The following is a 22,404-nucleotide window of genomic DNA, read 5'->3' as shown; positions in this document are numbered from 1 at the left end:
CCTTGGGTGAATGGTGGTGTCGTGCCACTGGTTTACGCGTCGTGCAGGAAGAGCTGCAAGAGGGTGTTCTGGTAGCGGCGGCCGCGCTCGCTCGGTTTAATGGTGCGGAAGTCGCGCTCGATCAGGCCTTGCGCTTCAGCCGCCTGCAGCTGGCGCTCGATCACCGTGATCGGCAGGCCGCTGCGCTCGGCAAACAGCGGCACGGCAAAGCCCTCGGCGAGGCGCAGCGCATTCAGCATGAACTCGAACGGCAGCTGATCGTGGCCGACCACTTCCTCGCTCTGCACTGCATTGCCCTCGCTCACCGCCTTCAGGTAAGCAGTCGGCTGCTTGAAGCGCGCCTGGCGGAGGATGCGGTCGTGGAAGCTGAGCTTGCCGTGCGCGCCGGCGCCGATGCCCAGGTAATCGCCAAACTGCCAGTAATTGACGTTATGGCGCGCGCGGTGACCCGGCCGCGCAAACGCACTGGTTTCGTAATGCTCGAAACCCGCCGCCATCAGGCGCGCTTCGATCGCATCATGCATCTCGGCCGCCGCATCGTCGTCCGGTAGCTCGGGCGGGTAGCGGTAGAAATAGGTATTCGGTTCCAGGGTCAGGTGGTAGCAGCTCAGATGGGTGGGCGCGAAGCTCAGCGCGGTCTCCACATCCTGCAACGCCTGCGCGATGCTCTGGCCGGGTAGCGCGAACATCAGGTCGAGGTTGAAAGTGTCAAAGGTCTCGGCCGCCAGCGCCGCGGCGCGCTTGGCCTCCTCGGCATCGTGGATGCGGCCGATGGCTTGCAGATGTTCGGCGTTAAAGCTCTGGATACCGATGGACAGGCGGTTGATGCCGGCGGCGCGATAGCCCTTGAACTTGGCCGCTTCCACTGTGCCCGGATTCGCCTCCAGCGTGATCTCGGCATCGGGCAGCAATTTGGTGCGCGCACGGATGCCGGCCAGGAGCGTGTCCATTGCCTCGGGCGAGAACAGGCTCGGTGTGCCGCCGCCCATGAAGATGGTGTGGATAGGCCGGCCCCAGATCAGCGGCAGGCTGTGTTCGAGGTCCTGCAGCAGCGCCGCCACATAGCCCATCTCGTCAATGCCACCGCGCGCCTCATGCGAATTGAAGTCGCAATACGGGCATTTGCGCACGCACCAGGGGAAGTGGATATACAGCGACAGCGGCGGCAGCGCGCTCAGCTGCCAGTTGGCGCGGCTGACCGGTTGTTGGGCAACGGGGCGGTAGTTGGGGGCGGGGTGGATGGGGATGCTCATACGGGTGCCTGGCATTGAGCCTGCGCCGGGCCACCGCCCGGTAGGCGTTGTAGCGAGAGGCGCTGGCTGGCGAGCAGCTCGACCGGGCAATCTTGCAGGCGCAGCAGATTGATCGGCAGCTGCTCAATTCGCGTCAGCTTGCCCTCGGTAAAGCCCAGCAGAATGACTTCCTTGGGCGGCTTGGCCAGTGCGGTGCGGCAGTCTTCCTGGCCTGCGCTGAGCGTATTACAGGCGGCCATCAGGTCGGCGCCGGGGGCGTACAGGCGCGCGGTCTGCCATTTGCCGTCGTTCAGGTCGGCAAAGCGCAGCTGCTGTGGGGTGTCGCGTGCCAGGGCGAACGCCTGTTCGGCGGTATTGCGTGCCAGCGAGGGCGTGCGGCCGCTGGGCATGAACCAGGTCTGCAGCGCGGCGAACACGAGGCCGAGCGCGATCAGGATGGCGAAGCGGCGGCCTTCGCGCTTCGGCGTGGCGGGGCTGTCAGCGGCCATAGGGGTTGACCAGTTCATCCACCATGCGGTGCAGCGCTTCGCGCATCTGCGCCTCGTTCACTTCCATCAACAGGCCATCCTCGAACGCGTCCTGCGCCATCTGGCGAATCTCGTTCAGGTTCTCTTCCATCACCTTCACTTTTTCAAAGCAGCTGACCACGCTGCCATCGTCCTTCAGCCATTTGGGCCAGGCGCTGCTCATAGGGCGTCCTCCTGCAGCTTGGCCAAGAGGGCGGCCAGCGCCTTGCCGCGATGGCTGATCGGGTTCTTTTCTTCTGGTGTGAGTTCAGCCGCGGTCTTGCCCAGGCCTGCGATCAGGAAGTGCGGGTCGTAGCCAAAGCCACCGGCGCCACGCGCTTCGGCAATCACCTCGCCATCGAGCCGACCTTCGGCGATCAGCGGGCGCGGGTCATCGGCCGAGCGCACCAGTACCAATACTGCGTAATAGAAGGCGCGCTTATCCTGGTGCTGGGCCAGGTCGGCCACCAGCTTGGCGTTATTCGCCGCGTCCGATTTTGGCTCGCCCGCATAACGCGCCGAGTACACACCCGGTGCGCCGCCCAGGGCCGGCACACAGATGCCCGAGTCGTCAGCCAGTGCGGGCAGGCCGGTGGCCGCCGCCGCATGGCGCGCCTTGGCCAGCGCGTTTTCCACGAAGGTGGCGTGCGGCTCTTCCGCCTCGCTCACCCCGAGCTGGCCCTGCGGGATCACCTCGATCGCCAGCGGGGCGAACAGGCGGCTGAACTCCTTGAGCTTGCCAGCGTTATTGCTGGCCAGTACCAGTTGCTGCATGGCTTTCCTTCAAGCTGGGCGCCACGGCGCGTAGCGCGTTGGCAAAGATTTCGGGTTGCGGCAGGCCAAACCAGAGCTCGCGGCCATCGGCGAGTTCGATCTGCACACCGCGGTTCAGTTCGGGAGTGAAGTTGCCACCGTGCAGCTCGGCCTGGCCGAGGCGGCGCACCGGGCGCGTCGGTTTATCGGGCAGGCTGGCCACGCGTACGGCGCGGATATCGGCCAGCTTCAGGCTGCCGGCCGGGCCGGTATTCAGCTGGCCCCAACGCCAGTACAGGCTATCGCCCGCGCGCCACAGCTTGAACGCCAGGCGCGGCAGCAGCCACCAGGTCAGCGCCAGGGTCACGGCGAGCGCAAGGCCCAGGGCGCTGGTCGGCGCGGCCAGCCAGCGCAGTATGCCAATCACGATCACCAGGGCGATCAGGGCGGCCAGGGCCGGTGGGTAGATGACCCACTGTTTGAGTTGCTGGTCGGGTGTGTTGCTGGGCATGGTCAGAATTTCTTTTTCAGGGTCATGGTGTCGCCATCGCGCTGCATCTGCAGGCGGTTCAGCACGCTCATGCCGATCAACGGCACTTCGGGGAAATTGCCCTCGCTGACCACCACGTCGACTTCATATAGCGTGATGCCTTCGATCTTCAGGCTGTTCGCCTTGCCGCGCCAAGACACCTTGCGCCCCTGCGCGGTGCTGAGCAGGATGGGATTGCTACGGTCGATGCGCAGGCCAAGCTGGGCCGCCTGGGGCGTGGACAGTGACAGAAAGCTGGCGCCGGTATCGATGATGCCGCGCACCGTGCCCTGGCCGCTGCTGATATTGGCCATGAAGTGGCCGTGGCCGACACTGAACAGGGTAGCGCTATTGGCGCTCCCACTGGCCTGGCCTTCGCCGCCACCGGGGGCGAAGAAGCCTTGACCCAGGCGTACCTGACGGCGCTTGCCGTCGGCCTCGAACACGGCCGAATCGGGCGCCACGCTCACCAGTTTCACGCCCTCGCGGCTCTGGCCCACGCTGAGCGTGACCGGCTTGTCGCCAAAGGACACCGAGGCCTTATTGCCCATGGTGGCCAGCAGCACGGGTTCGGCCGCCTGGGCACAGAGCAGGCTGAGCGCGAGCGCGCCGCGGATGAGCTTACGCACCTTGGCTCGCCATGAGGCCATGCTCGACTTCAGCGAGCGCGGTCTCGATGATTTCCGGCCCCGCGCCCTGCAGCAGCTTGCTATCGCTGAGCAGGCGGCGCCAGTTGCGCGCCCCGGGCCGGCCCTGATAGAGGCCCAGCACATGGCGGACGATGTGCTTGGGCAGGGTGCGTCCGCTGGCCATGCGTTCGGCGATATAGGGCATCAGCGCGCGCGCCACCTCGGCGCGGCTGGGCACGGCGCGCGTGTCGCCGTAGTAGCGCGCATCCACGGCGGCGAACTGGTAAGGATCGTGATAGGCCATGCGCCCTATCATCACACCGTCCACATGCTGTAGCTGCGCATCCACGCTGTCCCAGTCGGCCAGGCCGCCGTTGAGGATGATCTCCAGCTGCGGGAAGTCCTGCTTGAGCCGGTGCACATAGTGGTATTTGAGCGGCGGAATCTCGCGGTTTTCCTTGGGCGACAGGCCCTTGAGGATGGCGTTGCGTGCGTGGGCGATAAAGGTGGTGCAACCGGCTTCGGCCACTGTGCCGACGAAGTCGCGCAGGTATTCGTAGTGCTCGACCTCATTGATGCCGATGCGGTGCTTGACCGTCACATCGATGCTGACTGCGTCACGCATCGCCTTCACGCAGTCGGCCACCAGCTGCGGCTCTTCCATCAAGCAGGCGCCAAACGCACCCGACTGCACGCGCTCGCTCGGGCAGCCGACATTGATGTTGACCTCGTCATAGCCCCATTGCTCGGCCAGCTTCGCGCACTGGGCAAGGTCGGATGGCTCCGAGCCACCCAGCTGCAGGGCCACCGGGTGCTCGCAGTCGCTGAAGTCGAGAAAGCGCGCGCGCTCGCCATGGATGATCGCGCCGGTGGTCACCATCTCGGTGTACAGGAAGGTATGGCGCGAAATCTGGCGCAGGAAGTAACGGTAATGCCGGTCAGTCCAATCCAGCATCGGGGCCAGACAGATACGGCGTGGGGTGGGCTTGTTCACGGCATGCTTTCAAGCGCCAAGGCGGTCGGGCTGGGCGTCCCTGCCGCCTTGGATAAACGGATTATTGCGCCAGCGCGGCCTTCTGCGCGGCCATCAGCTCGGTGATGCCGGCTTCGGCCAGCTCGATCAGGCTGTTCATCTCGCTGCGGCTGAACGGAGCGCCCTCGGCCGTGCCTTGCAGCTCGACAAAGCCGCCTTGCGAGGTCATCACCACATTCATGTCGGTGTCGCAGTCGCTGTCTTCCAGATAGTCGAGATCGAGCACCGGCTGGCCCTGGAATACGCCCACCGACACAGCGGCCACCTGGGCACGGATCGGGTTGCTGGCCAGTTTGCCGCTGGCCAATAGGCCGTTGATTGCATCCTGCAGCGCGACGAAGGCGCCGGTGATGCTTGCGCAACGCGTGCCGCCATCGGCCTGGATCACATCGCAATCGATGGTGATCTGGCGCTCGCCCAGGGCTTTGAGATCGACCACGGCGCGCAGGCTGCGGCCGATTAGGCGCTGGATTTCCTGGGTGCGACCGCTTTGCTTGCCGCTGGCCGCTTCGCGCTTCATGCGGCTATTGGTCGAGCGCGGCAGCATGCCGTACTCGGCGGTCACCCAGCCCTCGCCCTTGCCCTTCAGAAAGGGCGGCACGCTTTCTTCCACGCTGGCGGTACAGATCACCTTGGTGTCGCCCATCTCGACCAGCACCGAACCTTCGGCGTGACGGGTGAACTGGCGGGTGAGACGAACGGTGCGAAGCTGCTGGGGAGAACGGCCGGACGGGCGCATGGCGGTACCTTGTTGAATTCAAGGCGGAAATTATACCGCATGCGTCAAGATGGCCGGATCGGGGCTTTGCCAAGGGAGCGGCTCAGCCCCGGCCGACCTCACTTCGAGTACTTGTTGATCGCGTTCTGGATTTCATTGATGGCCGCTTCGATATCGGCCTCGGTGATTTCCTTGCTTTCCTTAAGCGCCTTGTCGGCGTTCAGGGTGTTCAGACGGGTGGTGACTTCGCCGTCCGACAGCTGCTTGGTGGACAGGCTGCCATTGCCGCTCAGCTCATCCTCGTCATGCCAGTTCACGCCCACGCCGGTCAGATTGTCGCCATGCACGCCACCACGCATCTCGGCGCGGTCGAGCAGCTGCGGCAGCGCATACAGCACCGGGTAGCCGGACAGCATCTGCTCAAGCTCGGCCTGGTTCACACCGCCCCACAGGCCGTCGGTGCACAGCAGCACGGTGTCGCCATCCAGCAGCGGTGTCTTGCCGCCGATCTCCACCTCGGGCGGGAACATCGAGCCCAGGCAGTTGTAGATCTTGTTCTTCTCCGGATGGCGTTCGGCTTCTTCCGGCGTCAGGCGGCCCATTTCCACCATCTGCTGCACCTTGGAATGATCGCGGGTGCGCGCAATCGTCTCGCCGTCGCGGATCAGGTAAAGGCGCGAATCGCCGACATGGGTCCAGTACAGCATGCCGTCCTGGATGATGGCCGCCACCACCGTGGTGCGCGGCGTCTCCAGCAGGCTGTGGTTGGCCGCGTAGTTGAAGATCGCGTCATGGCATTTCATGCAGCCGTCGATCATGAACTGGTGCGGGTTCTGGATGGTGGGCTTGGCCTTCTTCTGGAACAGTTCGGCCATCAGCTCGACGGTGATCTGCGCGGCCACTTCGCCATGCAGATGACCGCCCATGCCGTCCGCGACCACCATCAACAAGGAGTCGCGGCTGTAGGAGTAGCACATGCGATCCTGGTTGTACTGGCGGGCACCCTTCCGTGTTTCCTGGAAGATGGTGAATTTCATTTTTGTTCTCCCTTGCCGCCGGCCAGGATATCCATCCGGCCCAGGCGACTGACGGTGTTCTTCAGGCTGTTCAGCAGTCCGCCCTGCTTGATCAGCGGTTCAGCGGCGATATCAACCAGAATCTTCTGCACCTCGCGCACGCTTTGCGGGCGTTTGAGCGGGTCGAGTTCCAGGCACCAGTCCACGAGTTCCAGAAGGCGCGGCGAGTATTTGCCGGCCCAGGCCTTCTTGACCGATTGGTAACGGTCGTCCTTGGCGCGCTGGTCGGCCGCTTGTGGGGCCATGCCGCTCATGCAGGCGAAGATGCTGGCGCCCACGCTATACAAATCACTCCAGGGGCCGAGCTTGTCGCGCTCGGCATACTGTTCGGGTGAAGCGAAGCCCGGGGTGTACATCGGGGTGAACTTGCTCATCGCCGATTGGTTGAGCGCCTCGCGCGCCGAGCCGAAGTCGAGCAGCACCGGGCTGCCATCGCGGCGGATATACAGATTGGCCGGCTTGATATCGAGATGCAGCATCTTTTTCAGATGCACTTCGCGCAGGCCATTTAGCAGGTGGGCGAACACATACAGAATCATGTTCTCCTTCACCCCGCCCTCGGTCAGCTGGATTTCCTTTTGCAGCGTACGACCGCGCTCGTATTCCATGACCATGTAGACGGTCTCGTTGGCACGGAAGAAATTGATCACGCGCACCACATTCGGGTGGCGGATCTGCGCCAGGGTCTTGCCCTCCTCGAAGAAGCACTTCATGCCATGGCGGAACAGGGCCAGATTATCGGCCGAGGTTGCCAGCACCCGCTCGCCCTCGCTGCGCAAGGCCAGCGCATTGGGCAGGTATTCCTTGATGGCGACTGGCTGGTCGTGCTCGTCGTGCGCCAGATAGACAATGGAAAACCCACCCGCCGACAATTGCTTGACGATGGTGTAGTTGAGCAGTTGATAACCGCGTGCAAGCGGCAGATTACTGGGTGGAGGCATCAGGGCTGGCTTGGTCGCTGTGGTAGAATCCGGGCCTCTTCGAACCGGTGTTTTCATGACATCCGGGTTCGCGTGCCGCTGATTGTGGTTTTGCCCCGCCACAAAGTCAAAGCGGGCGCGTCATCACAGCATTGGGAGTTCCGCATGATCCTCAGTATGACAGGCTATGCCGTTGCCACCCGTGAACTGGCCGGCGGCCTTTTGAGCGTGGAATTGCGCGCGGTCAATCACCGTTTCCTCGACCTGAGCCTGCGTCTGCCCGAAGAGCTGCGCCTGATCGAAAACCAGATCCGCGAAAAGCTGGCCGGCCGCGTCTCGCGTGGCAAGCTCGATTGCCGCATCGGCTTTTCCGCCCGTGCGGAAACCCAGCCGCGCCTGCAACTGAATACTGAGCTGCTGAGCCAGCTGATCGCGCTGTCCGAACAGGCCCGTAGCGTGGCACCGAATGCGGGTGAGCTGCGCATGGGCGAGCTGCTGCGCTGGCCGGGTGTGCTGGCCACCGATTCGGTCACCCCGGAAGCGATGCAGCAGACCGCTTTGGAGCTGCTGGAACTGGCGCTGGCCGATTTCTCCGCCACCCGTGGCCGGGAAGGTGACAAGCTGGCGGCCTCGCTGATCGAGCGCGCCGACAAGATGGCCGCCATCGTGGAAGAGGTGCAACCGCGCCTGCCGGCCATCGTGGCCGCCTATGACGACAAGCTCAAGCAAAGGCTGGTCGAGGCGCTCGGTAGTGCCGATGATGACCGCGTGCGCCAGGAAGTGGCGCTGTTCGCACAGAAGATCGATGTGGCTGAAGAATTGACCCGCCTGGTCACCCATATCGCCGAGCTGCGCCGCATCCTGAAAACCGGCGGCGCGGTCGGTAAGCGGCTGGATTTCCTGATGCAGGAACTGCATCGCGAGGCGAATACCCTGGGTTCCAAGTCGGTGGCGGTCGATACCAGCCAGGCCTCGATGGAGCTCAAGGTGCTGATCGAACAGATGCGCGAACAGGTACAAAATATTGAATAAACTGCCGGGCCATTGCACGGCGCGCCGGCCAGTTTTGTGCGCGTGCCTGCATGGGAGCCGGGCGGCGATTGTGTTACGCTGCCACGAAGCCGTTTGAATCAACGAGATACGCACATGAGCAAAGGCAAGCTTTTCATCCTCGCTGGCCCCTCGGGCGCCGGCAAGGCCACCCTGGTTCACGCGCTGCTGGCCGCGGATGCCAAGGTGCAGCTGTCCATTTCCTTCACCACCCGCGCGCCGCGCGAGGGTGAGCAGAATGGCCGTGAATACCATTTCGTCAGCCGCGAGGAATTCCTCGCCATGGCCGGCCGCGGCGAGTTCCTTGAGCACGCCGAGGTGCACGGCAACCTGTACGGCACCTCGCAGAAGTGGATCAGCGACGCCATGGCGCGCGGTCAGGACATCCTGCTCGAGATCGATGTGCAGGGCGCCCAGCAGGTCAGACGGATTTTCGACGGTGCGGTGGGTGTCTTCATCCTGCCGCCCAGCGCCGAGATTCTCGAGCAGCGCCTGCGTAACCGCGGCACCGATAGCGAAGAAGCCATCGTCAAGCGCCTGGCCAATGCGCGCGAGGAAATCGCCCATGTGGGCGAGTTCGACTATGTGATCGTCAACGAGCACATCGATGAAGCCGTGCGCGACATCATTGGCGTGGTACGCGCCGAGCGCCTGCGCTTTCTGGCCCAGGCCGAGCGCCATAACGCACTGATCGCCAGCCTGCAGGGCTGAGCACCGATTGTTTTACCGCGCCGGCAGCCATGCCGGGCGTTTATCTGGAGTAGTGAAATGGCCCGTATTACCGTTGAAGATTGTCTGGATCGCATCCCCAACCGTTTCGACCTGACCCTGGCTGCCGCCTACCGCGCCCGCCAGCTGGCAAATGGTTCGACCCCGCTGGTGGAAGCAGCCGGCCGCGACAAGCCGACCGTGCTGGCCCTGCGTGAAATGGCCGCCGGCAAGATCGGCCTGGAAATGCTGACGCGTACGCGCAGCTAAACCAGCAGGTAGAAGACCAAGAAGCGGGCCCAGGCCCGCTTTTTGTCCCTTTGCCGCCATGCTAGACGCCGCCGAACTTCCCGTCCCCGCAGCCTACGCCACCCAGGTGGCGCACGACGCCAATGCGCTATTGGCCAAGGTGTCCGGCTATCTGAAGCCGGAGGACCTGCCGCTCTTGGAAGCGGCGTTCAAATTCAGCGCCGAATGCCATAAGAGCCAGCTGCGCAAGAGCGGCGAGCCCTATATCACTCACCCTCTGGCCGTGGCCGACATCCTGGCCGACCACCATCTGGACGCCCAGGCGCTGATGGCGGCCTTCCTGCACGACACCATGGAGGACACCGGCGTCACCAAGCTCGAACTGACCGAGCGTTTCGGCAAGCCGATTGCCGAGCTGGTGGACGGCCTGTCCAAGCTGGAAAAGCTTGAATTCCAGAGCAAGGAAGAGGCGCAGGCGGAAAACTTCCGCAAGATGCTGATGGCGATGGCGCGCGATGTGCGCGTGATCCTCGTCAAGCTGGCCGACCGTTTGCACAATATGCGCACGCTCGACCATATGCGCGAGGACAAGCAGCGCCGCATCGCGGCCGAGACGCTGGAAATCTATGCGCCGATCGCCAACCGCATCGGCCTGCATGCGATCTACCAGGAGCTCGAGGACTGGAGCTTCAAGTATCTGCACCCGATGCGCTACGAGGTACTCGGTAAGGCCTTGAAGGCGGCGCGCGGCAATCGGCGCGAGGTGGTGAGCAAGATCCTCGATGCGATCAAGCACAAGCTGCACGAGGCCAAGGTCGAAGCGACCGTCTATGGGCGCGAGAAGCATCTCGCCAGCATCTACCGCAAGATGCAGGAAAAGCACCTGAGCTTTTCCGAGGTGCTGGATATCTACGGCTTCCGCGTCATCGTCAAGGATGTGCCGACCTGCTACCTGGCGCTTGGCACCCTGCACGGTCTGTACAAGCCACGCCCCGGCACCTTCAAGGATTACATCGCCATCCCCAAGCCGAATGGCTACCAGAGCCTGCACACCGCGCTGTCCGGCCCCTATGGCACGCCGATCGAGGTGCAGATCCGCACCCACGATATGCACAAGGTGGCCCAGGCCGGGGTGGCCTCGCACTGGATGTACAAGTCGGGCGACGACGGCGTCAGCGATGTGCAGCAAAAGACCCACCAGTGGCTGCAGAGCCTGCTGGAAATCCAGTCCATGTCGGGCGACTCGGTCGAGTTCCTCGAGCACATCAAGGTCGACCTGTTCCCGGGCGAAGTGTATGTGTTCACCCCCAAGGGCAAGATCCTGACCCTGCCGCAGGGCGCCACGGCGGTCGACTTCGCCTATGCCGTGCACTCGGACATCGGCAATCGCTGCATTGCGGTGCGCATCAATTACGATCTGATGCCCTTGCGCACCCAGCTCAAGACCGGCGACCAGGTCGAGATCATCACCGCCACCACCGCGCGCCCGAATCCGAACTGGCTGAACTTCGTGGTGACCGGCAAGGCGCGCTCGCATATCCGCCACTTCCTGAAGACCATGCGCTATGAAGAGGCGGTGGCGCTGGGCGACCGCCTGCTCAACCAGGCCGTGCGCGCACTTATGAACCAGGCCGCCGACATCCCGCTCGATGCCTGGGAGCGCTATGTGAAGGAAAACGCGCCGTCGCGCCAGGACGAGATCCTGGCCGATATCGGCCTGGGTAAGCGCCTTGGCGTGGTGGTCGCGCAGCGCCTCCTGACCCTGGCTGGCCTGCTCAGCGAGGGCGAGACCCATGCCGGCCCGATCCTGATCCGCGGCACCGAAGGTGTGGCCGTGCAGTTTTCGCGCTGCTGCAACCCGATTCCGGGCGACCCCATCATCGGCATCATCAAGCAGGGCCAGGGCCTGGTCATTCACACCCACGACTGCCCGCAGGTGGTCGGTCGCCACAGCAAGTTCGACCCGGACAAGCTCCTGGAAGTGGAGTGGGATGTGCCGGCCGGCAAGCTGTTCGATGTCCAGATCAAGGTACTGGCCATGCATGAACGCGGTGTGCTGGCCCAGATCGCCGCCGCCATCTCGGAAGCTGCTGCCAATATCGAGAATGTGCGCATGGACAACGAGGCCGAGGGCGACCGCTACACCGAGATCAGCTTCACCGTGCAGGTGGAAAACCGCCAGCATCTGGCGCGTGTCATGCAGTCGCTGCGCAGCCTGGAACGCGTGGTGCGCATCCATCGCCTCAAGGGCCAGAACGGCCACGCCTGAACCCCTAGATACCGCTTCTCCATCGTGATCGACATCCATATCAATGGCGCAAGCCACCAGCTACCCGCTGCCACCACCCTGAGCAGCCTGATCGAGCAGCTCGGCCACGCTGGCCGGCGCATCGCCATCGAGCGTAATGGCGAGATCGTCCCCAAGAGCCAGCACGGCGACACCGTGCTGCAAGCCGGCGACAAGCTGGAAATCGTCGTTGCGGTTGGTGGCGGCTAGCCTGCCTTCCCCCTGTTTTCCCGGCCTTTGTGCCCAGCCTGCCCACAGGATTCCCATGCATACAGACGCACGCCTCACCATCGCCGGCCGTGAATACGGCTCCCGCCTGCTGGTTGGTACCGGCAAGTACAAGGATTTCAACGAAACCCGCGCCGCCATCGATGCCTCGGGCGCCGAGATCGTCACCGTGGCCATCCGCCGCGTGAATATCGGCCAGGACGCTGGCGCGCCCAGCCTGCTCGACTATCTGCCGCCGAGCGAATTCACCTATCTGCCCAATACCGCCGGCTGCTACAGCGCCGACGACGCAGTACGCACGCTGCGCCTGGCGCGCGAGCTGCTGGATGGCCACAAGCTGGTTAAGCTCGAAGTGCTGGGCGACCCGCATACCCTGTACCCGAATGTGCTGGAAACGCTGCGCGCGGCCGAAACCCTGGTGAAGGACGGCTTCGACGTGATGGTCTATACCTCGGACGACCCCATTATTGCCAAGCAGCTCGAAGCCATTGGCTGCTGCGCGATCATGCCGCTGGCCAGCCTGATCGGCTCGGGCATGGGCATCCTCAATCCGTGGAATCTGCAGCTGATCATTGAGCAAAGCACCGTGCCGGTGATTGTGGATGCCGGCGTCGGCACCGCCTCGGATGCCGCGATTGCCATGGAGCTCGGTTGCCACGGCGTGCTGATGAATACCGCCATCGCCGCCGCGCGCGACCCGGTGCTGATGGCCAGCGCAATGAAGAAGGGTGTGGAAGCCGGCCGCGAAGCGTTTCTGGCCGGCCGTATGCCACGCAAGCTCTACTCGGCCAGCCCGAGCTCGCCGACGACAGGCATGATTGCCTGATGGCCACCGTAGGAAGGATTCGCGCAGCAAACCGCCGCTGATCGAATCCAGCGCTGGACTCGCAACACTGAAAGTACAAGACATGGAAGACCCGAAACACCGCCATATCCGCAGCTTTGTGCTGCGCCAGGGCCACTTTTCCGAGGCGCAGACGCGTGCGGTGGAAGAGGGCATGCCGCGCTGGGGTATTGAGTACCGGCCCGAACCGCTAGATCTGCAGGCTGCCTTCGGGCGTGCCGCGCCAAAGGTGCTGGAGATCGGCTTTGGCATGGGCGCGGCCACGGCCGATATCGCCGCCGCGCGGCCCGAGGTCGATTTCCTCGGCATCGAGGTGCATGGCCCCGGGGTGGGCAATCTGCTCAAGCTGATCGACGACAAGCAGCTGAGCAATATCCGCGTGATCCGCCATGATGCGGTGGAAGTGCTCGCCCATATGCTGCCCGATGCCTCGCTGGATGGTTTTCATCTCTACTTCCCCGACCCGTGGCCGAAGAAGCGCCAGCAGAAACGCCGCCTGGTGCAGCCGGAATTCCTGGCAGGCATCTTGAACAAGCTCAAGCCGGGCGCCTATATCCATATGGCCACCGATTGGGAGGACTACGCGCTGCAGATGCTGGAGGTGCTGTCCGCCAATCCGGCCCTGCAGAACAGCTATGACGGTTTCGCGCCGCGTCCGGCATGGCGCCCGCTGACCAAGTTCGAGCAGCGTGGCCTGAATCTGGGCCATGGCGTGTGGGATTTGATGTTTACCAAGCGCGCCGACTGAGGCGCCCGGTGGGGTAGTACTCGCCCTACTGCAATGACTTTGATACCTGCCCGCGATAGGGCGTTTTGGGAGAGACCATGAAGAAGATGATTGCACCGTTGTTGTTGGCCCTCTTGGCCGCCGGCCACGCGCATGCGGTAGGTGTGGGTGTACGCGCGGGCACCACCGGCGTAGGCGGCGATGTGGCCTGGGGCGTGTTCCCGACCTTCTCGGCCCGCGTCGGTTACAGCGCGCTCAACTACAACACCACGGTGGACGACGAAGATCTCGACTACGACGCCAAGCTCAAGCTGAAGAACCTGAGCGGCCTGATCGACTGGCATCCGCTCGGCCCCTTCCGCCTGACCGCCGGTCTCGTCTCGGCTGGTAATAAGTTCGGCCTGAATGCCAAGCCCAGCAATGGCAATTTCGAGATCAACGGCAATAGCTATAGCGCGAACGGCGTATCGATCAATGGCGAGGTGAAGGGCAAGAAGCGCGTTGCCCCCTATCTGGGCGTCGGCTACGGCAACGTGTCGGGCTTCGGTGTGAACTTCTATGGCGATCTGGGCGTGATCCTGCAGGGTGGCGCCAAGGCCAGCCTGAATGTGAACTGCGGCAGCAGCCTGTCGCCGGCCGAGTGCGCGAGCCTGAAGAACGACGTAGAGGCCGAGCGTGTGAAGCTGCAGGACGATCTGAAGAGCTTCAAGGTCTGGCCGGTGCTGAATGTCGGTCTGACCATCGGCTTCTGATCGGCACCGCTGAGTTGGATGGCAAAACGGCGACCCAAGGGTCGCCGTTTTTTGTGGGTGAGTGACCGCGATCCCGCTCAGCAGTCGACCTCGCTGACCGTGCTGCCACGGAAGTTCATCGCAGCCCGGCCAAGATTCAGGCGTGCCGACTTGGGTACCTGACGGATCAGCAGCTGCAGGCTCTCGCCCTCGCCGCGCTCGCGCATGACAGCCGAGCGCACACCCTGCTGCTTGACTGCTTCCAGGCGCCGCTCGGCCGCTTCGCGGGTCGAGAACAGGCCCAGCGATACCGAGCGGTTCCAGCGCGAGCCATCGGCTACCACGAAGAAGTCGCTGACCCCGAGGCCGCGCAGCTCCTCGGCCTTCTTCTGCGCATCGGCCAGCGTGCCGCGCGGCGGGATATACACCCAGAAGCGCTGCGGGCCCTCGGCGCCGACATTCTGTACCGACACCTCGCCACCCAGTTGCAGGGCAGCCAGGCGCTTACGCGCATTGGGCAGATCGGCCGGCAGGATATTGCGCCAGGCGAAACAGGCGAGCGGGCCGCTAGGCTTGGGTGGCGTCGCTGCCGCTGTTGTCGCCGGGCTGGCCGGCGGAGGGGCGGGTGTTGCGGCCACCGCGGGCACGGCGGGTTTGGGCTCGGTCTTGGGCTCGCTCGCGGCTGGCGCGGCGGCGGGTGCGCTGGTAGCAGGTTCCGCCGCCGGCGTTTCGCTTGGCGTGGGCGTCGGTTCGGCCGGCGCGCTGCTATCGGCAGCCGGCTCACTGGCGCCAAAGGCCACCTGGCGCAGCTGCGCCGCATTTACCTCGCGGCTGCGCCAATCGACCTGGGCCGGTGGGCTTTCCAACTGGGTGTAGGCGAAGAACAGCAGATTGCCGAGCAGCAAGAGTACGAACAGCCATTTCATGCAGAAGCTTCCTGGTTTGAGTCGCGCTGCGCGAGCTGGGCCAGCCCGTGCAGCACCAGATTATCAATGCGGATCAGCTGGGCGGCCAGTGCTGGCGGCAGGCAGGGCGCAATCCGGGCCGCATCGCCGCCCGAGAGAAGGATCTGCACGCTGCGCCCGCTGTAGGCACTCAGCTGCGCATACTGCTGGGCAATTGCGCCAGACAGGGCCGCCAGTGCGCCATTCACGATCGCCTCGCCCGTGCTGCGCGCGAAGGTGGCCGTGGCGCCATCGGGCAGGCCGAGGTCGGCGGTGCCGCGCGCGAGGGCCTCACGCATCAGCCGAAAGCCGGGCACGATCACCCCACCCAAAAATTCACCCGTACTGCTCAAGGCATCCACGGTCATCGCGGTGCCGGCCATCACCACCAATAGATCGGTTTGGCGTAGCGCACGCGCGCCGATCAGCGCGGCCCAGCGGTCGGCGCCCAGTTGCTCGGGGCGCAGATAACCATTGCGTACGCCGGCCTGGGCCGCGCTGCTCTTCAGCCAGGCAATCGGCAGCGCGGGCCAGCAGGCGGCAAGCTGCTTGGCCACTGCGGGGCCAGCCACATTGCAGGCCAGGATGCGCTGCACGGCCGGCCAGGGCGCGAGCTGGGCTGGCAGCCCGGCCAGCTCGGCATAGGCGCACACGCCTTGGGCCAGCCAGTGCGGGCCATCCAGCAGCGCCCACTTCAGGCGGGTATTGCCCGCATCCAGCAAGAGGCAGCTCATGGGCGCGCCCTCAGGCTGACTTCGCCGCTATGCCATTCCTGCACGCCATCCGTGCCTTCCAGCTGCAGCGCGCCATTGGCCGCCACACCGCGCACCAGGCCATCCACGCTAGTGCCGTTTGGCAGCAGCAGGCGGGCGGGGCGGTTCTGCAGCGCATGGCAGGCCTGCCAGTCGGCAATGAAGGCGGTAAAGCCCTGTTGTTCGAAACGCGGCAGCAGCTCGGCCAGCTCGGCCAGGATGGTGGCCAGCAGGGTATTGCGCTCGCCTGCGTAGCCAACGGTGGCCAGCGATTCGGCCGGCTGGTCTAGCGCAGCTCGCTGAGCGTCGCTCAGGCGCACATTCAGTCCGATACCGATGACCACGGCCGAGGGGCCGAGTGCGTCGCCTGCCAGCTCGATCAGGATGCCGCCCAGCTTGCCGCTGGGGGCGATGATGTCGTTTGGCCATTTGAGCGCGGCATCCTTGAGCCCCAGGCCATGTAGCGCACGCGCCACCGCCAGGCCGACCACCAGGCTCAGGCCGGATAGATCGGCCACGCCCAGATTGAAGCGCCATAGCAGCGAGAACATCAGGCTATCGCCCAGCTCGCCCTGCCAGCTGCGCCCGCGCCGGCCGCGCCCGCGCGTCTGGTGCTCGGCCGCGTAGCACAGGCCCGAAGGCGCACCTTCGGCAATCCTGGCCAGCAGCGCGCTATTGGTCGAGTCGATCTCGTCAAAGCAGTGCAGGTCGAAATAGCGCGCGTGCTCGCCCAGTGCCTGCGCCACGCGCGTCTCATCCAGCCAGCTCAGAGGCTGGGCCAGCCGGTAGCCACGGCTTTTCTGCACCAGCACCTGCACGCCCAGCTCGCTGGCCGATTTCAGCGCCAGCGACACCGAGGCGCGCGAGACGCCCAGAGCCTCTGCCAGTTGTGGGCCGGGCGTGTAGTGTTCGTGCGACAAGCGGCGCAGGAGCGGGTAGGGATTCATGCCGGGCTACGGGTCAGACGCGAGTAGAGCACGGTGCAGACGAAGATCCACACCGACAGGGCCACTTCAACCAGGGCCAGATAGCGGATGGTGCCGACATCGCTCCAGCCGCGCATCACGCCCTCGATAAACCAGAGCAGGATGTACATGGACAGCCACTGATAGGTGTAGCGCTTGCCGCGCAGCACGCCGGGCAGCGGCAGCAGCAAGGGCAGGGCCTTGATCCACAGCAGCGAACCGGGGCGCAGCGGGGCGAGCCAGGCTTCCCACAGCAGGCACAGGGCCAAGAGGGCCAGCATGCCGGCTACGGTGCCGTTGCGGCTCAGGCGGATCAACGCGGCGACGTTCATAGCGGGCGCTCCAGTTTCAGCGCGGTTTCGGCCAGACGTTTACCCAAAGCCATGGCCAGCGCCTTCTCGTGTTCGTCGATGGCGCGGCGGCCGTCGTGGCCGGCCACGTGGCTGGCGCCATAGGGTGTGCCGCCGCCCTGGGTTTGCGTCAGGCCCGGCTCGCTATACGGAATGCCCAGCACGGTCATGCCATGGTGCAAGAGCGGCAACATCATGGTCAGCAGGGTGGCCTCGTTGCCGCCATGCGGGCTGCTGGTGCTGGTGAAGACCGCTGCCGGCTTGCCCGAGAGGCTGCCGGCCAGCCATTCGCCGCTGCTGCCATCGAGGAAATACTTGAGCGGTGCGGCCATATTGCCAAAGCGCGTCGGGCTGCCCAGTGCGAGGCCCGCGCATTCGCGCAGATCGCTGAGTTCCACATAGGGTGCGCCGCTATCGGGTACGGCCGGCGCGCTGGCTTCAACCACGGTGGATACGGCCGGCACGGTGCGCAGGCGGGCCTGGCAGCCCGGCATGCTTTCAATGCCGCGTGCGATCAGCTGCGCGAGTTGGCGGGTGGCGCCGTGACGCGAGTAATAAAGGACCAGGATATCGGCCATGCTGCTTCTTTGTGGGTGGGCGTAAAGCCGGGATTATAGGGCTTTGCCATCCTGCATATTTCATGGATAGTCGTGGCCATCTCCCGCAAGCCCGATTCTGCTGCAATGCCCAGCCTGTCCGACTACCGCCGCAATGTGTTTACCCGCCTGCCCGCGCCGCTGGACTTCGTGGTCTTCCTCTTGCGTCGCCTGCGCGATGACCGCTGCCTGGAAGCGGCCGGCAGCCTGACTTTCACTACGCTGCTGGCCCTGGTGCCCTTCCTGACCATTGCCATCATGGTGGTGTCGGCCTTCCCGATGTTCGAGGATTTCTCCAGCGAGGTGCGCCGCTTCCTGATCAAGAACCTGGTGCCCGATTCGGCTGGCCGGGTGATTACCGGGCCGATGCGCCAGTTCACCGAGAACACCGGCAAGCTGACCGCGGTTGGCTTCATCACCCTGGGCGTGACGGCGCTGGCCATGATGGCCACCATAGACCGCACCTTCAACCGCATCTGGCGTATTCAGCGCCAGCGGCCGTGGATGTTGAAGACGCTCACCTACTGGGGCGTGCTGACCCTGGGCCCCTTGCTGCTGGGGGCCGGCTTGACGCTGACCGGCTGGATTTCCGACAAGGCGGGCGAGAGTGCGCTGGCCACACTGCTCAACGGCAGCGGCTTTATCCTGGCCCTGCTTGGCTTCACCCTGCTGTACCGCGTGGTGCCCAACTGCCCGGTGCCGCAAAGCCACGCCACCATCGCGGCCCTGTTCAGCACGGTGGCGCTGACGTTGATGAAGGGCCTGTTCGGTCTGTATGTGAAGAAGTTCGGTACCTTCAAACTGATCTACGGCGCCTTCGCCAGCCTGCCCATCTTCCTGCTCTGGCTCTATCTGATCTGGGTGATCGTGCTGGCCGGTGCGGTACTGAGCGCGAGCCTGTCCTACTGGCATGGCGAGGCCTGGCGCAAGCGTGCCCATCCGGGCCAGCGTCTGTACGACGCGGTGCGCCTGCTGCTGCGTCTGGAAGACGCGCGCGAACGCGGTGAGGTGCTGAGTCTGGGACGGTTGCGCCGTGCATTGGCCCTGGGGCAGGACGAGCTGCATGAACTGTTGGGCATGTTGTCCGAACGCGGCTGGGTGCAGGCCACGCGCAGTGATGGCTGGCTGCTGGCGTCCAGCCTCGAGCGCATCACCCTGCAGGAGCTCTACCACTTGCTGGTCGCGCGCCCGGTGGTGGCGCCGCGCAGCGCCGATGGCCTGCACAGCCTGCTGGCCGAGCGCTTCGGCCTGATCGATCAGACTCTGGATATCACCCTGGCGGAACTGGCCCGCCTGGCGCGCCATCAGGAAGCCGAGCGCGTCGCGCATGCGGCGGCGCTGGCACCGCTGGGCTAAGCACGCCTCACCCGCGCATCAGCCCTCGCTGGGCACGTATTCGAACAGATCGAAGCCGACCGCCTGCTCATGCAGGCGGCTGGCGCGCAGCAGCTGCTCGCCATCGTCGGTGTACAGCGATAGCTCGCGCATCGGGGCAAAGCTGCCGCGTGGGGCTAGCAAGAGCGGCGGCTGCTTGAGCGCGCTGACCTCGGGCAAGAGCAGGCAGGGCTGAAAGCTATTGCCCGAATGGGTGATGGTGGGGCGCAGCATGGCGGCGCTGCCGCGCGGCGCCAGCACCTGGATGCCGATCTCCACCGCCTCGCCCGCCTCTGTGGTTTGCAGCCAGCGTATGCAGGCCACCATCCAGTCATCTTCCTCGTGCGCGCGCAGGCCGACTACATCGCCAACCCGGTACACGCAGTTCTGCGGTACTGGCTTGAGCCGCAGGGCAAAGCCGCCCGGACTTTCGTTCAGCAGCACCCAGTCGTCGGGCGGGCCGTAATGGCTGCCCTGTAGCGTGGGCGGATTGTCATTGTCCGGCTCGCTACCATCGAGCAGCAGCGGCTGGAACAGCGGCGTGGCGTTGTTCAGGTAGAAGGCGGTCATGCGCAGGCCGCCCATCATCTTGATGCGGCTATTGGCGCGGATGCGCTGGAAGGCGCGCTTGGGCGCAATGCTCCATTGCCGGCTGACCCGGCGCAGCAGCTCTATCCAGGCTTGCGCCTTGGCGCGATCGGTGGCGGTGGGTAGCTTCTGCTCGACCGCATGCAGGGCCTTGTGTAGCAGCTTGGCCATTTCCAGGGTGTCGAGCAGGATGGCATTGCTGGCATCCACATCCTGCGGCTTCTGTCCAATGAACACCGGCGGCGCGTCCTGGTCCATGCGCACCAGGAAGCAGCCGGCCGGGTGGACCGCATGGCCTATGGCCTGGAACTGCGCGGCGGCGCCATAGCTGCGGATCAGGTCGTGCACCTTCTCCTGCTCGATCGGGTGGTAGCGATAGGGGTCGGACAGCGCGAGCAGCAGCATCTGCTTGTAGCAGCCGCCTATGGTCTTGCTCGGATGCTCGGCGCCATCCGGTTCGTCCAGCAGCTTGTGCTGGATCGCGTAACGGAACAGCGCATGCACCTCCTGCCAGACGCCGGTCGGAATCGGCGCGTAGTTCTTGCAGCAGATCCACATCAGCTTCTGGTAGATGCCGAGCAGGCGATAGATGAGCTCGGGGATATCGCGCTTGCCAAAGCCAAAGCGCGCGCCCAGGCGCTCGGTCAGCGCCAGCTTGTAGCCATTGGCCAGTTCCAGCTCCAGATTGCGCGCCAGCGTGCCGGCCTGGCGCGCCTTTTCCTTGGCCGGTACGGCGGCCGAGCCGAACAGCGCTTCCAGCGGTGCATCGAGCATATCGATGGCCACCTGGTAGTGCTCAAGCAGTTTGAGGCGGCTGTCGGCATCCAGCTTGACCCGGTTCAGCGTAGTCAGCGCGTCGAAGATCGCCCGGGCGGTCTCGGCCGTCTGCGCCGGCGGCAGCGAGACCAGCCAGGCTTTGACGGCGCGCGGATTGGTCTCCACGCTGATGGAGTGACCGGTAATCGGTTCGGGGACACGCAGGGCGATGGACATGGACGGGGTGGGCTGGGGCGCTGGTTCGGTATAGCGTAAATCGGGGCGGTCGGGCCGGCTATTATGTCGTTTGCATCAGCGCAGGCCTTCGTCCAGCAAGGCCTGCAGCGTAGCGAATACCTGTTGCAACTCGGCGATAGTAACGACGTAGGGCGGCATCAGGTAGACCGTATTATTCACCGGACGCAGCAGCACCCCGCGCGTCAGTGCGGCTTCAAACAGACGGCTGGCAAAGCCGGGGGCCGCATCGATGACCTCGAAAGCCCAGATCATGCCCAGCTGGCGCGCATGCGCGACGCGCGGATGGGCGGCGAGGCGCGCGAAATCGGCCGCCACGGCCGCCGCTTTGCTGTGGTTGTGCGCCAACACATCGTCATCACGAAAGATGCGCAGCACTTCCAGCGCCGCGCGGCAAGCCAGCGCATTGCCGGTATAGCTATGGCTGTGCAGAAAGCCGCGCGTCACATCGTCGTGGTAGAAGGCGGCGTAGATCGCATCGGTGGTCAGCACAGCCGACAGGGGCAGATAGCCGCCAGTAATGCCCTTGGACAGGCAGATGAAATCGGCGCGTATGCCGGCCTGCTCGCAGGCGAATAGGGTGCCGGTACGCCCGAAACCCATGGCGATCTCGTCGGCGATCAGATGCACGCCGTATTCATCGCATAGCGCGCGGGCGCGCTGCAGATAGACCGGGTGGTACATGGCCATGCCGGCCGCGCCCTGGCACAGCGGCTCGACAATGAAGGCCGCCAGCTCGCCAGCCTTGGCCTTGAACAGCGCCTCCAACGCGGCGGCGGCGCGCAAGGCATAGGCCTCGGCGCTCTCGCCCGGCTCGGCCAGGCGCCAGTCGGGCGACATCACCCGCTCGGTCTGGCGCAAGAGCGGCGCATAGGTGGCGCTAAACAGCGGCACATCGGTCACGCTCAGCGCACCCAGGGTTTCGCCGTGATAGCTGTTGTGCAGGCTGACAAAGCCGGTCTTGGCGGGCTGGCCGCTGTTCTGCCAGTACTGAAAGCTCATCTTCAGCGCGATTTCGGTCGCGCTCGCCCCATCCGAGCCATAGAAAGCGTGACCTAGGCCGGTCAACTCGCCCAGCTGCTCGGACAGCTCGACCACCGGTCGGTGGGTGAAGCCGGCCAGGATCACATGTTCGAGCGTATTCATCTGCTCGAGCAGGGCCGCATTCATGCGCGGGTTGGCGTGGCCGAACAGATTGACCCACCAGCTGCTTACACCATCCAGAAAACGCCGTCCGGCGAAGTCGATCAGCCACGCACCTTCGCCACGGGCCACCGGCACGATGGGCAGGCTTTCATGGCGTTTCATCTGGGTACACGGGTGCCAGACCGCCTTGCGGCTGCGGGCCAGCCAATCCTCATTTGCTTGCTGCATGTTTTCTCCTTGCGCAGCGGGCTTCTACGCCCGCCGTGGCCGACTGTAAAGCCTTTCCCTGATGTGGCGCACGCGCACGGTGCACGTGCCTGTCCTTGGTGCATAGACAAGTCGCTGCCAAGCCGCGCCAATACTGAATTGCCTGTGTAGACAAGTGCTTATTGCACTGCAGCAGGCGTGGCACGCCTTCTGCTAAATACCCGCCAGCG

General features: G+C 64.6%; 26 protein-coding genes. 9 read left to right on the top strand and 17 right to left on the bottom strand.

From position 1 onward, the window contains the following. Positions 1–32: 32 nt before the first annotated feature. The 10 genes from hemW to BT173_RS11595 all read right to left on the bottom strand — a co-directional run bounded on the left by hemW (position 33) and on the right by BT173_RS11595 (position 7,438). Positions 33–1,253 (bottom strand): radical SAM family heme chaperone HemW, encoded by a 1,221-nt coding sequence (gene hemW, locus BT173_RS11640; RefSeq protein ID WP_072428826.1) that lies wholly within the window; start codon positions 1,251–1,253, stop codon positions 33–35. Beyond that, entirely contained in the window at positions 1,250–1,741 is a 492-nt protein-coding gene (locus tag BT173_RS11635; RefSeq protein WP_072428825.1) for a hypothetical protein, read from the bottom strand. The genes hemW and BT173_RS11635 overlap by 4 nt, the downstream gene beginning before the upstream one ends. Further along, on the bottom strand, positions 1,731–1,943 hold the full coding sequence (locus tag BT173_RS11630; RefSeq protein ID WP_072428824.1) for a hypothetical protein: 213 nt from the start codon (positions 1,941–1,943) through the stop codon (positions 1,731–1,733). The genes BT173_RS11635 and BT173_RS11630 overlap by 11 nt, the downstream gene beginning before the upstream one ends. After that, a complete protein-coding gene (rdgB, locus tag BT173_RS11625) occupies positions 1,940–2,533 on the bottom strand; it encodes an RdgB/HAM1 family non-canonical purine NTP pyrophosphatase (RefSeq protein WP_072428823.1) in 594 nt (197 codons plus the stop codon). The genes BT173_RS11630 and rdgB overlap by 4 nt, the downstream gene beginning before the upstream one ends. After that, positions 2,505–3,023 (bottom strand): hypothetical protein, encoded by a 519-nt coding sequence (locus tag BT173_RS11620; RefSeq protein WP_072428822.1) that lies wholly within the window; start codon positions 3,021–3,023, stop codon positions 2,505–2,507. The genes rdgB and BT173_RS11620 overlap by 29 nt, the downstream gene beginning before the upstream one ends. A 2-nt stretch (positions 3,024–3,025) precedes the next feature. Further along, positions 3,026–3,670, bottom strand: coding sequence for a retropepsin-like aspartic protease family protein (locus BT173_RS11615; RefSeq protein WP_175545594.1), 645 nt, complete (start codon positions 3,668–3,670; stop codon positions 3,026–3,028). Then, on the bottom strand, positions 3,663–4,664 hold the full coding sequence (dusA, locus tag BT173_RS11610; RefSeq protein ID WP_072428821.1) for a tRNA dihydrouridine(20/20a) synthase DusA: 1,002 nt from the start codon (positions 4,662–4,664) through the stop codon (positions 3,663–3,665). The genes BT173_RS11615 and dusA overlap by 8 nt, the downstream gene beginning before the upstream one ends. Before the next feature lie 61 nt (positions 4,665–4,725). Then, positions 4,726–5,442 carry a ribonuclease PH gene (gene rph / locus BT173_RS11605; protein ID WP_072428820.1) on the bottom strand — a complete coding sequence of 239 codons (717 nt, stop codon included), beginning with the start codon at positions 5,440–5,442 and terminating at the stop codon, positions 4,726–4,728. 98 nt (positions 5,443–5,540) lie between these two features. After that, a complete protein-coding gene (locus BT173_RS11600; RefSeq protein ID WP_072428819.1) occupies positions 5,541–6,458 on the bottom strand; it encodes a PP2C family protein-serine/threonine phosphatase in 918 nt (305 codons plus the stop codon). Beyond that, entirely contained in the window at positions 6,455–7,438 is a 984-nt protein-coding gene (locus BT173_RS11595; RefSeq protein WP_072428818.1) for a serine/threonine protein kinase, read from the bottom strand. The genes BT173_RS11600 and BT173_RS11595 overlap by 4 nt, the downstream gene beginning before the upstream one ends. A 144-nt stretch (positions 7,439–7,582) precedes the next feature. On the opposite strand from BT173_RS11595, the gene BT173_RS11590 reads away from it, so the two are divergent. The 8 genes from BT173_RS11590 (at position 7,583) to BT173_RS11555 (ending at position 14,262) form a co-directional block, all read left to right on the top strand. Then, entirely contained in the window at positions 7,583–8,449 is an 867-nt protein-coding gene (locus tag BT173_RS11590; RefSeq protein WP_072428817.1) for a YicC/YloC family endoribonuclease, read from the top strand. Positions 8,450–8,563: 114 nt separating this feature from the next. Then, on the top strand, positions 8,564–9,178 hold the full coding sequence (gene gmk, locus BT173_RS11585) for a guanylate kinase (protein WP_072428816.1): 615 nt from the start codon (positions 8,564–8,566) through the stop codon (positions 9,176–9,178). A 57-nt stretch (positions 9,179–9,235) separates the two neighbouring features. Further along, the gene (gene rpoZ / locus BT173_RS11580; RefSeq protein WP_072428815.1) at positions 9,236–9,445 is read left to right on the top strand and encodes a DNA-directed RNA polymerase subunit omega; all 210 of its coding nucleotides are present in this window, start codon (positions 9,236–9,238) and stop codon (positions 9,443–9,445) included. Positions 9,446–9,503: 58 nt separating this feature from the next. Continuing rightward, the gene (locus tag BT173_RS11575) at positions 9,504–11,693 is read left to right on the top strand and encodes a RelA/SpoT family protein (RefSeq protein WP_072428814.1); all 2,190 of its coding nucleotides are present in this window, start codon (positions 9,504–9,506) and stop codon (positions 11,691–11,693) included. 24 nt (positions 11,694–11,717) lie between these two features. After that, the gene (gene thiS / locus BT173_RS11570; RefSeq protein WP_308417579.1) at positions 11,718–11,921 is read left to right on the top strand and encodes a sulfur carrier protein ThiS; all 204 of its coding nucleotides are present in this window, start codon (positions 11,718–11,720) and stop codon (positions 11,919–11,921) included. 55 nt (positions 11,922–11,976) lie between these two features. Further along, complete coding sequence (locus BT173_RS11565) at positions 11,977–12,765, top strand: thiazole synthase (RefSeq protein ID WP_072428813.1); 789 nt, start codon at positions 11,977–11,979, stop codon at positions 12,763–12,765. Between the two features lie 82 nt (positions 12,766–12,847). Then, the gene (gene trmB, locus BT173_RS11560) at positions 12,848–13,531 is read left to right on the top strand and encodes a tRNA (guanosine(46)-N7)-methyltransferase TrmB (RefSeq protein WP_072428812.1); all 684 of its coding nucleotides are present in this window, start codon (positions 12,848–12,850) and stop codon (positions 13,529–13,531) included. 77 nt (positions 13,532–13,608) lie between these two features. Then, positions 13,609–14,262, top strand: a complete 654-nt coding sequence (locus tag BT173_RS11555; RefSeq protein WP_084658470.1) for a hypothetical protein — start codon at positions 13,609–13,611, stop codon at positions 14,260–14,262. A gap of 77 nt (positions 14,263–14,339) precedes the next feature. On the opposite strand, the gene BT173_RS11550 is transcribed toward BT173_RS11555, so the two are convergent. From BT173_RS11550 to wrbA, 5 genes are read right to left on the bottom strand one after another with little or no spacing between them, the layout of a single operon-like run. Beyond that, the gene (locus tag BT173_RS11550) at positions 14,340–15,167 is read right to left on the bottom strand and encodes an SPOR domain-containing protein (protein WP_072428811.1); all 828 of its coding nucleotides are present in this window, start codon (positions 15,165–15,167) and stop codon (positions 14,340–14,342) included. Next, positions 15,164–15,919 (bottom strand): type III pantothenate kinase, encoded by a 756-nt coding sequence (locus BT173_RS11545; RefSeq protein ID WP_072428810.1) that lies wholly within the window; start codon positions 15,917–15,919, stop codon positions 15,164–15,166. Before BT173_RS11545 ends, BT173_RS11550 begins: the two co-directional genes overlap by 4 nt. Next, positions 15,916–16,884: a biotin--[acetyl-CoA-carboxylase] ligase gene (locus BT173_RS11540; protein ID WP_072428809.1), complete on the bottom strand. Its 969-nt coding sequence runs from the start codon at positions 16,882–16,884 to the stop codon at positions 15,916–15,918. Before BT173_RS11540 ends, BT173_RS11545 begins: the two co-directional genes overlap by 4 nt. Continuing rightward, positions 16,881–17,234, bottom strand: coding sequence for a DUF2069 domain-containing protein (locus BT173_RS11535; RefSeq protein ID WP_072428808.1), 354 nt, complete (start codon positions 17,232–17,234; stop codon positions 16,881–16,883). The genes BT173_RS11540 and BT173_RS11535 overlap by 4 nt, the downstream gene beginning before the upstream one ends. Beyond that, positions 17,231–17,830, bottom strand: a complete 600-nt coding sequence (wrbA, locus tag BT173_RS11530; RefSeq protein ID WP_072428807.1) for an NAD(P)H:quinone oxidoreductase — start codon at positions 17,828–17,830, stop codon at positions 17,231–17,233. The genes BT173_RS11535 and wrbA overlap by 4 nt, the downstream gene beginning before the upstream one ends. 72 nt (positions 17,831–17,902) lie before the next feature. On the opposite strand from wrbA, the gene BT173_RS11525 reads away from it, so the two are divergent. Then, the gene (locus BT173_RS11525; RefSeq protein WP_139256128.1) at positions 17,903–19,204 is read left to right on the top strand and encodes a YihY family inner membrane protein; all 1,302 of its coding nucleotides are present in this window, start codon (positions 17,903–17,905) and stop codon (positions 19,202–19,204) included. Between the two features lie 18 nt (positions 19,205–19,222). Here the strand turns inward: BT173_RS11525 and BT173_RS11520 are convergent, their stop codons facing one another. Together BT173_RS11520 and bioA are read right to left on the bottom strand one after the other, a co-directional pair. Beyond that, positions 19,223–20,803: a cyclic-di-GMP receptor FimW-related protein gene (locus tag BT173_RS11520; RefSeq protein ID WP_072428806.1), complete on the bottom strand. Its 1,581-nt coding sequence runs from the start codon at positions 20,801–20,803 to the stop codon at positions 19,223–19,225. Positions 20,804–20,878: 75 nt separating this feature from the next. Then, entirely contained in the window at positions 20,879–22,195 is a 1,317-nt protein-coding gene (bioA, locus tag BT173_RS11515) for an adenosylmethionine--8-amino-7-oxononanoate transaminase (RefSeq protein ID WP_072428805.1), read from the bottom strand. Positions 22,196–22,404: the final 209 nt, after the last annotated feature.

Origin of the sequence: Chitinimonas taiwanensis DSM 18899, assembly GCF_900119825.1 — a bacterium.
Classification (GTDB): domain Bacteria; phylum Pseudomonadota; class Gammaproteobacteria; order Burkholderiales; family Chitinimonadaceae; genus Chitinimonas; species Chitinimonas taiwanensis.
The sequence above is the reverse complement of the archived record's forward strand: the minus strand, read 5'-3'. Positions and strand labels throughout refer to the sequence as shown.

Excerpts from the sequence above, each read along its gene's own strand:
- hemW (WP_072428826.1), bottom strand. The coding sequence starts at position 1,253 with ATGAGCATCCCCATCCACCCCGCCCCCAACTACCGCCCCGTTGCCCAA.
- BT173_RS11635 (WP_072428825.1), bottom strand. The coding sequence starts at position 1,741 with ATGGCCGCTGACAGCCCCGCCACGCCGAAGCGCGAAGGCCGCCGCTTC.
- BT173_RS11630 (WP_072428824.1), bottom strand. The coding sequence starts at position 1,943 with ATGAGCAGCGCCTGGCCCAAATGGCTGAAGGACGATGGCAGCGTGGTC.
- rdgB (WP_072428823.1), bottom strand. The coding sequence starts at position 2,533 with ATGCAGCAACTGGTACTGGCCAGCAATAACGCTGGCAAGCTCAAGGAG.
- BT173_RS11620 (WP_072428822.1), bottom strand. The coding sequence starts at position 3,023 with ATGCCCAGCAACACACCCGACCAGCAACTCAAACAGTGGGTCATCTAC.
- rph (WP_072428820.1), bottom strand. The coding sequence starts at position 5,442 with ATGCGCCCGTCCGGCCGTTCTCCCCAGCAGCTTCGCACCGTTCGTCTC.
- BT173_RS11600 (WP_072428819.1), bottom strand. The coding sequence starts at position 6,458 with ATGAAATTCACCATCTTCCAGGAAACACGGAAGGGTGCCCGCCAGTAC.
- BT173_RS11595 (WP_072428818.1), bottom strand. The coding sequence starts at position 7,438 with ATGCCTCCACCCAGTAATCTGCCGCTTGCACGCGGTTATCAACTGCTC.
- BT173_RS11590 (WP_072428817.1), top strand. The coding sequence starts at position 7,583 with ATGATCCTCAGTATGACAGGCTATGCCGTTGCCACCCGTGAACTGGCC.
- gmk (WP_072428816.1), top strand. The coding sequence starts at position 8,564 with ATGAGCAAAGGCAAGCTTTTCATCCTCGCTGGCCCCTCGGGCGCCGGC.
- rpoZ (WP_072428815.1), top strand. The coding sequence starts at position 9,236 with ATGGCCCGTATTACCGTTGAAGATTGTCTGGATCGCATCCCCAACCGT.
- BT173_RS11575 (WP_072428814.1), top strand. The coding sequence starts at position 9,504 with ATGCTAGACGCCGCCGAACTTCCCGTCCCCGCAGCCTACGCCACCCAG.
- BT173_RS11565 (WP_072428813.1), top strand. The coding sequence starts at position 11,977 with ATGCATACAGACGCACGCCTCACCATCGCCGGCCGTGAATACGGCTCC.
- trmB (WP_072428812.1), top strand. The coding sequence starts at position 12,848 with ATGGAAGACCCGAAACACCGCCATATCCGCAGCTTTGTGCTGCGCCAG.
- BT173_RS11555 (WP_084658470.1), top strand. The coding sequence starts at position 13,609 with ATGAAGAAGATGATTGCACCGTTGTTGTTGGCCCTCTTGGCCGCCGGC.
- BT173_RS11550 (WP_072428811.1), bottom strand. The coding sequence starts at position 15,167 with ATGAAATGGCTGTTCGTACTCTTGCTGCTCGGCAATCTGCTGTTCTTC.
- BT173_RS11545 (WP_072428810.1), bottom strand. The coding sequence starts at position 15,919 with ATGAGCTGCCTCTTGCTGGATGCGGGCAATACCCGCCTGAAGTGGGCG.
- BT173_RS11540 (WP_072428809.1), bottom strand. The coding sequence starts at position 16,884 with ATGAATCCCTACCCGCTCCTGCGCCGCTTGTCGCACGAACACTACACG.
- BT173_RS11535 (WP_072428808.1), bottom strand. The coding sequence starts at position 17,234 with ATGAACGTCGCCGCGTTGATCCGCCTGAGCCGCAACGGCACCGTAGCC.
- wrbA (WP_072428807.1), bottom strand. The coding sequence starts at position 17,830 with ATGGCCGATATCCTGGTCCTTTATTACTCGCGTCACGGCGCCACCCGC.
- BT173_RS11520 (WP_072428806.1), bottom strand. The coding sequence starts at position 20,803 with ATGTCCATCGCCCTGCGTGTCCCCGAACCGATTACCGGTCACTCCATC.
- bioA (WP_072428805.1), bottom strand. The coding sequence starts at position 22,195 with ATGCAGCAAGCAAATGAGGATTGGCTGGCCCGCAGCCGCAAGGCGGTC.